The organism is Pseudomonas sp. MF08817, from assembly GCF_059862705.1.
On the sequence record NZ_JCBCUY010000049.1, the window covers coordinates 21,057 to 28,051 of the forward strand.

Annotated in this window: 5 protein-coding genes; 1 reads left to right on the plus strand and 4 read right to left on the minus strand. The window is 64.6% G+C overall.

All coding sequences use genetic code 11. From position 1 onward, the window contains the following. Positions 1-44: 44 nt before the first annotated feature. From AC19YR_RS22745 to AC19YR_RS22760, 4 genes are all read right to left on the minus strand, one after another. On the minus strand, positions 45-1,667 hold the full coding sequence (locus AC19YR_RS22745) for an MFS transporter (RefSeq protein ID WP_500600262.1): 1,623 nt from the start codon (positions 1,665-1,667) through the stop codon (positions 45-47). Between the two features lie 75 nt (positions 1,668-1,742). Beyond that, positions 1,743-3,401 carry a GMC family oxidoreductase gene (locus tag AC19YR_RS22750; RefSeq protein ID WP_500600263.1) on the minus strand — a complete coding sequence of 553 codons (1,659 nt, stop codon included), beginning with the start codon at positions 3,399-3,401 and terminating at the stop codon, positions 1,743-1,745. Positions 3,402-3,605: 204 nt separating this feature from the next. Beyond that, entirely contained in the window at positions 3,606-5,426 is a 1,821-nt protein-coding gene (locus AC19YR_RS22755) for a monovalent cation:proton antiporter-2 (CPA2) family protein (RefSeq protein ID WP_095111215.1), read from the minus strand. A 96-nt stretch (positions 5,427-5,522) separates the two neighbouring features. Next, positions 5,523-6,149: a DJ-1/PfpI family protein gene (locus AC19YR_RS22760; RefSeq protein WP_095111216.1), complete on the minus strand. Its 627-nt coding sequence runs from the start codon at positions 6,147-6,149 to the stop codon at positions 5,523-5,525. A gap of 304 nt (positions 6,150-6,453) precedes the next feature. On the opposite strand from AC19YR_RS22760, the gene AC19YR_RS22765 reads away from it, so the two are divergent. Next, positions 6,454-6,795 carry an FKBP-type peptidyl-prolyl cis-trans isomerase gene (locus AC19YR_RS22765; protein WP_095111217.1) on the plus strand — a complete coding sequence of 114 codons (342 nt, stop codon included), beginning with the start codon at positions 6,454-6,456 and terminating at the stop codon, positions 6,793-6,795. Positions 6,796-6,995 lie beyond the last annotated feature (200 nt).

Sequence of the window (6,995 nt, forward strand, 5' to 3'; positions counted from 1 at the left end):
TTTTTTATTGCCGGGTGATTTTGCTGGGCGAGGGGCGGGGCGCTTCAGTCCTCGGCGATGTCCACATGGCGCGTCTCACCCAGGCACAACAGCCCCACCAGCAGGCTCACCCCAGTGATGACCACCGGGTACCACAGGCCATAGAAGATATCGCCGGTGTACACCACCAGGGCAAAGGACACCGTGGGCAGGAAGCCGCCGAACCAGCCGTTGCCGATGTGGTACGGCAACGACATGGAGGTGTAGCGGATGCGCGTGGGGAACAACTCCACCATCAGCGCTGCCAGCGGCCCGTAGCACATGGCGGAAATCAGGATAAGGGCGACGATCAACGCCACGATCATCGGCTTGTTGACCAATTGCGGGTCGGCCTGCTGCGGATAACCGGCCAAGGTGACCGCGCCGCGCAGGGCCGCTTCGTCGTAGCCGTCGATGCGCACGTCGCCAATGCTCACCTGCACCTCACTGCCGGCCGGGGCGGCGGCGCTGTGGTAGGGCAGGCCCTGCTTGACCAGGAAAGTCTTGACCTTGTCGCAAGGGCTGTCGAAACGCGCCTTGCCCACCGGGTCGAACTGGAAGGTGCAGGTGGCCGGGTCGGCCAGGACGGTGATCGGCGCCTGGCGGCTGGCCTGGTCCACCAAGGGGTTGGCGTAGTGGGCCAGGGCCTTGAAGATCGGGAAGTACAGCACCGTGGCCAGCAACAGGCCGAGCATCAGCACCGGTTTGCGCCCGACTTTGTCCGACAGCCAGCCAAAGAAAATAAAGAACGGCGCGCCGATCACCACGCTGACAATCAGCAGGCCGTTGGCCAGGGCCGGGTCCATTTTCAGGAATTGGGTAAGGAAAAACAGCACGTAGAACTGCGCGGCATAAAACGTCACCGCTTGCCCGGCGTTGATGCTGAACAGGGCGATCAGCACCACCTTGAGGTTCTCCCACTGGCCGAACGACTCGCGGATCGGCGCCTTGCACACCTTGCCTTCGCCTTTCATTTTCACGAAGGCCGGGGACTCGTGCAGGCTCAGGCGGATCCAAGTGGAAATGCCCAGCAGTACGATCGACAGCAAAAACGGAATGCGCCAGCCCCAGACCTCGAACTGATCGCCGGTGAAGTAGCGGCACGCCAGCACCACCAGCAGCGACAGCAATAGGCCCAGGGTGGCGGTGGATTGAATCCAACTGGTGTGCAAACCACGCTTGCCCATGGGCGCGTGCTCGGCGACGTAAGTGGCCGCGCCGCCGTACTCGCCGCCCAGGGCCAGGCCTTGGAGCATGCGCAGCACTACCAGGATGATAGGCGCAGCAATGCCGATGCTGGCGTAGGTGGGCAAAAGGCCGACGCAGAATGTGGCCACGCCCATCAGCACGATGGTGGCGAGGAAGGTGTACTTGCGCCCGATCATGTCCCCCAGGCGCCCGAACACCAGGGCACCGAAGGGCCGCACGATAAACCCGGCGGCGAACGCCATCAGGGCGAAGATGAATGCCGTGGTGTCGTTGACCCCGGCGAAGAACTGCTTGCTGATGACCGCCGCGAGGGCGCCGTAGAGGAAAAAGTCATACCACTCGAACACCGTCCCCAGGGACGACGCGAAGATGACCTTGCGGGTTTCCTGTTGGCTGACCGCTTCACGCGGGACGTCCAGGGTTTGAGCACGTTCTGACATAGGGGTGTCCCTCACAGTGATGACTTATTGTTGTTCCACTGTCGGCGCCGGGATTGGCGCCTTTTACTGCGTGATTCAGATGCTGTAGGTGCCAGGCGTGACGGCCCTGGCGTTTTGCGGGGCCTGCCTGGCCCCCGCGGTTTCGGGGCTGAGGATCAGGTGTGCGGCTTTCTCCGCGATCATCAGGGTGGGTGAACAGGTGTTGCCCGAGGTGATGCTGGGCATGATCGAGGCGTCGGCGATGCGCAGGCCCGGGATGCCGTGCACCCGCAACTGGGCATCGACCACGGCATCGCGGCCCTGGCCCATGCGGCAGGTGCCCACCGGGTGGAAAATCGTCGTGCCGATGCGCGCCGCGGCTTCGTGCAGCTGTTCGTCGCTGCGCAGCTCGGCGCCGGGCAGGTATTCGCTGGGGCTGAAGCGTTGCAGGGCCGGGGCGGCGACGATGCGCCGGGTCAGGCGAATGGCGTCGGCGGCCACCCGCAGGTCTTCGGGGTGGCTCAGGTAATTAGGCTGGATCAGCGGCGCCTGGCGCGGGTCGGCGCTGGCGATGTCGATGCGCCCACGGCTGTGGGGGCGCAGGTCGCAGACCGAGGCGGTGAACGCCGGGAAGCTGTGCAGCGGCTCGCCGAAACGCTCCAGGGACAGGGGCTGTACGTGGTATTCCAGGTTGGCGCGCTGCTGCTCGGGGCCGGAGCGGGCAAAGGCGCCGAGTTGGCTGGGGGCCATGGACAGCGGGCCGCTGCGGTCGTACAGGTAGCGCAGGCCCATGGCCATCTTGCCCCACAGCGAGCCGGCGATCTGGTTCAGGGTGCGCGCGTTGTGCAGCTTGTAGATCAGGCGCAGTTGCAAGTGATCCTGCAGGTTACCGCCCACCCCGGGCAGTTCGTGGCGCACGCCGATGCCCAGTTGCTTGAGCAGCGGCGCGGGGCCGATGCCGGAGCGTTGCAGGATGCCCGGCGAGCCGACGGCGCCGGCGCAGAGGATGATCTCCCGACGCGCGCGCCAGGTCTGGGCCCGGCCCTGAAAGTGGCCGCTGACCTGGCTGGCGCGGCCGTCTTCGAGCAGCACGCGGTCGACGTCGACATCGGTGAGCACGGTGAGGTTGGGGCGCTGGCGGATTGGCTTGAGGAAGGCCTTGGCGGCGTTCCAGCGGATGCCGGCCTTCTGGTTGACCTGGAAGTAGCCGCAGCCTTCGTTGTCGCCACCGTTGAAGTCATCGATGGCAGCGATGCCGCTTTGCCCGGCCGCTTCGCGAAAGGCGTCGAGCACCGGCCAGGACAGGCGCTGGCGTTCGATCCGCCATTCGCCGCCGGCGCCGTGCAGCTGCGACTCGCCGGCAAAGTGGTTTTCGCTGTGCTTGAACAGGGGCAGCACGTCCTGCCAGGCCCAGCCCGGGTTGCCCTGGGCCGCCCAGGCGTCGTAGTCCTGGGCCTGGCCGCGCATGTAGATCATGCCGTTGATCGAGGAACAGCCGCCCAGCACCTTGCCCCGTGGGTAGCTCAGGCTGCGGCCTTGCAGGCCGGGTTGGGGTTGGGTCTTGAAGCACCAGTCGGTGCGTGGGTTACCGATGCAGAACAAATAACCCACCGGAATGTGGATCCAGGGGTAGTTGTCGCGGCCCCCGGCTTCGAGCAGGAGCACGCGGTGCGCTGGGTTGGCGGACAGGCGATTGGCCAACAGGCAACCCGCCGGGCCGGCGCCTACCACCACATAGTCGTATGGCTGTTGCATCCCTGGCGTCCCCGTTTGTTTTTGTTATTGCGCACCATCCTAGTTGCTCGCGCACCCAAACAAACATGAGTTTTTTGCCGACCGCTTGTGCGTTTTCGCCCCAGGAACGCCCACAGCCCAGTGCCTGGCGAGGATGACGGTCTTTTCATTCATCCAAAACCGTTTTTTACGCCCGCTACGCGACCGAGCGCGGGCAAGCCCGTGCTACAACGACGAGGCGGGTTTTTCCGATTGTTCGTCCAAACGGTCGGATTCAAACAGCCGCGCCAGCTCTTCGCGGGCCTCCTGGGCGGTTTGCATGACCTTGGCGGCGTCATCGTAGACCGCGTGCTGGGCGGCCAATACCTGTTCGTCGTGGAGCTTGAAGCGGTCGATCCGCGCTTGCGCCTGGGTCGGGCTCAGGCCCAGGCCGACCAGGGTACGGCGGCTCATTTCCAGGCTGGAGTAGAACGTTTCGCGCACGGCTTGGGCATCGAGGTCCACCAGGCGATGCACGTGCTGGCGGTTACGGGCGCGGGCGATGATTTTCATGTGGGGGTAGCGCTTGCGCACGATTTCGGCGGTCTTGATGTTGGTTTCCGGGTCATCCGTGGCAATAACGAAGAACTCGGCTTGCTCGACCTTGGCCGCGCTGAGGATTTCCGGGCGCATCGGGTCGCCGTAGAACACCGGCAAACCGCCGAAACTGCGGGTCAACTCGATGGTTTCCACCGAGGTGTCCAGGGCCACGAACTGGATGTTCTGCGCCCGCAGGATCCGCGCCACGATCTGGCCCATGCGGCCCATGCCCGCGATCACCACCCGGGGGGCATCGGTGTCGATGCTGCGCAAATGCTCGGGCACCGGCACCACGGCAGGCTTGGCCTGGATCAGGCGCCCGCACAGCAGTAACAACAATGGCGTCAGGGCCATGGACAGGGTGATGGTCAGCACCAGCAAGTCGTACAGGCGCGGCTCGAACAGGCCTTGGTCGCGGCCGATCTTGAACACCACGAAGGCAAACTCGCCGCCCGCCGCCAACACCACCCCCAGGCGCAGGGCATTGAGTTGGCCCAGGCCCCCGGCGAGGCGGCCGACCACATAGAGCAACGGCAGCTTAATCAGGATCAGCAGCAGCGTCAGGCCCAGCACCGCTGCCGGGGCGCTGAACAGCAGGCTGATATTGGCGCCCATGCCGACGCTGATGAAAAACAGCCCCAGCAGCAGGCCTTTGAAGGGCTCGATCTGCGCTTCGAGTTCATGGCGGTACTCCGAATCCGCCAGCAGCAGCCCGGCCAGGAACGCCCCCAAAGCCATGGACACGCCCACCAGGTCCATCAGCCACGCGGTGCCGATCACCACCAGCAGCGCGGTGGCGGTGGACACTTCCCGCAGCCCGGTGCGGGCGACGATGCGAAACACCGGGCGCAGCAGGTAGCGCCCGCCGATCACCACCACCGCGATGCTGCCCAGCACTTGCAGGCCGTGGTTGAGGTCTTGGGCGGCGGTGGTGGAGTGATCGCCACCGGCCAGCACCGGGACCATAGCGATCAGGGGAATGGCAGCGATGTCCTGGAACAGCAGAATGGCAAACGCCAGGCGCCCGTGGGGCGCGGTCAGTTCCTTGCGTTCGGCCAGGCTTTGCAGGCCGAACGCCGTGGACGACAGTGCCAGGCCCAGGCCCAGCACAATCGCACTGTTGAGCGGTTGGCCAAATACGAAGAGTGCCACGGTGCCGATCACCGAACCGGTCAGCAGCACTTGGGCCAGGCCCACGCCGAACACCGCTTTGCGCATCACCCACAGGCGCCGGGGCGACAGCTCCAGGCCGATGATGAACAGCAGCAGCACCACACCAAGCTCGGAGATATGGCTGACGCTTTGCGGGTTGCCAATCAACCCCAGCACCGACGGCCCGATAATCACCCCGGCAAACAGGTAACCCAGTACGGCGCCCAGTTGCAGGCGCTTGGCCAGGGGCACGGTAAGCACCGCCGCAAAGAGGAACACAACAGCGGCTTGCAACAGGTTGCCTTCGTGGGGCATGGGCGTACTCCGGGACGTCTGGGCGGGGAACCGGCGACGGGTGCCGGCCGGGCAGGGCGCGATTCTACCGGGGTGGCGGGGGCGCTGCAGCGCTAATCAGGCCTGGGCTACGGTTTCCAGGTTCGCCCCGATATGTACGAAGGCGCGTTTGACGTACTCATCCTTTTCCCCCACCGGGGCAAAGTTGTGCAACACCTCTCGCGCCTCGGTCTGGCCCTTGAGCCGTGCGATCAGCCACGCCGCGAGGTAAGACGACGCCAGGCACCCCCCGGCGGTGGCGACGTTGCCCACGGCGCGAAAGGGCTGGTTGAGCACCTTGATACCCGCAGCCACCACCCAGGGCTTGCTGGTGTTGTCGGTACAAGCGGTGTGGTCTTCCAGCAGGCCCAGCTTAGCCAGCAGGTAAGTGCCGGAGCACTGGGCGGCGAGCAATTGGCGGCGCGGGTTCAGGGCCCGTAGCGTGGCCATGAGCGGTGCGCTCTGGCAAACATCCATGATGTCCAGGCTGCTGCCGACCCATACCGCATCGGCCCGGCACGCCTCTTCGAGATCGATGTGGGCATTGAGGGTCAGGCCGTTCATCGACGTGACCTGGGCCGTGGGCGCGGCGATGCTGACGCGCCAGTGCGGGTCCCCCAGCAGGGCGATGCGGCTCAACAGGGTGTAGGCGATGATCGAATCCAACTCGTTGAAGCGGTCAAAGGTCAGGATTGCAATGTGCATGGCGGTTTCCGAGGGGCGTGAGGTGCGAGGTGTTGGATGCTCAACCGGGATCTCACTACTGGAACTGCACAAGAGGTCACACAAACTGGTTCAGCGGTGGCGCTGAGTATGGTTGATAACGCTGATTTGGCCGGGTGGGTGGGCGATTTCTTTTGTTGGGCCATTGAGTTAGTGCTAGCGCTGGCTTTTCCTGTGCCGGGATTTATCTGCGCAGGTGAATGACAACGGTTGCCAACCCCTGCACTTTCTGAGAAAACCCAGCCCTTCAAGCCTCGGACATAGGCGCACTGACGAGTAGATACTCATGAACGAGCCATTGCAGGTGACGGATATTCAGCTCGGCGAGGGCAAGGAAGTGGTCAAGGGGGCCTTGATTACCACCCAGTACCGGGGGTTTCTGGAAGATGGCACCTCGTTCGATTCCTCATACGAGCGGGGCAAGCCGTTCCAGTGTGTGATCGGCACGGGGCGGGTCATCAAAGGGTGGGATCTGGGGTTGATGGGAATGAAAGTGGGGGGCAAACGCAGGCTGTGGGTGCCGGCGCCTCTGGCGTATGGCGAGCGTTCCATGGGCGCCCATATCAAGCCCCACTCGAACCTGGTGTTCGAGATCGAGTTGCTCGAGGTGCTGACCCGGGACGATTGAGACCGTCACACAAAACTCGCCCGCCACGGCGGGTGGCGTCGCCTAAACAAACGGGGTGTTTCATTGCCTCACCCCCGGTGCGCCGAAAAGGAAGGGGTCGGCCCAGCGGGTTTTCGCGTTGTGGGCTTTGGTGGCTGCGTCGGGCGGGCGGACCATTTGCACGGTGGTGCTGCCGTCGCTGCCGTTGTAGACCACCGCGC

Excerpts from the sequence above, each read along its gene's own strand:
- AC19YR_RS22745 (WP_500600262.1), bottom strand. The coding sequence starts at position 1,667 with ATGTCAGAACGTGCTCAAACCCTGGACGTCCCGCGTGAAGCGGTCAGC.
- AC19YR_RS22750 (WP_500600263.1), bottom strand. The coding sequence starts at position 3,401 with ATGCAACAGCCATACGACTATGTGGTGGTAGGCGCCGGCCCGGCGGGT.
- AC19YR_RS22755 (WP_095111215.1), bottom strand. The coding sequence starts at position 5,426 with ATGCCCCACGAAGGCAACCTGTTGCAAGCCGCTGTTGTGTTCCTCTTT.
- AC19YR_RS22760 (WP_095111216.1), bottom strand. The coding sequence starts at position 6,149 with ATGCACATTGCAATCCTGACCTTTGACCGCTTCAACGAGTTGGATTCG.
- AC19YR_RS22765 (WP_095111217.1), top strand. The coding sequence starts at position 6,454 with ATGAACGAGCCATTGCAGGTGACGGATATTCAGCTCGGCGAGGGCAAG.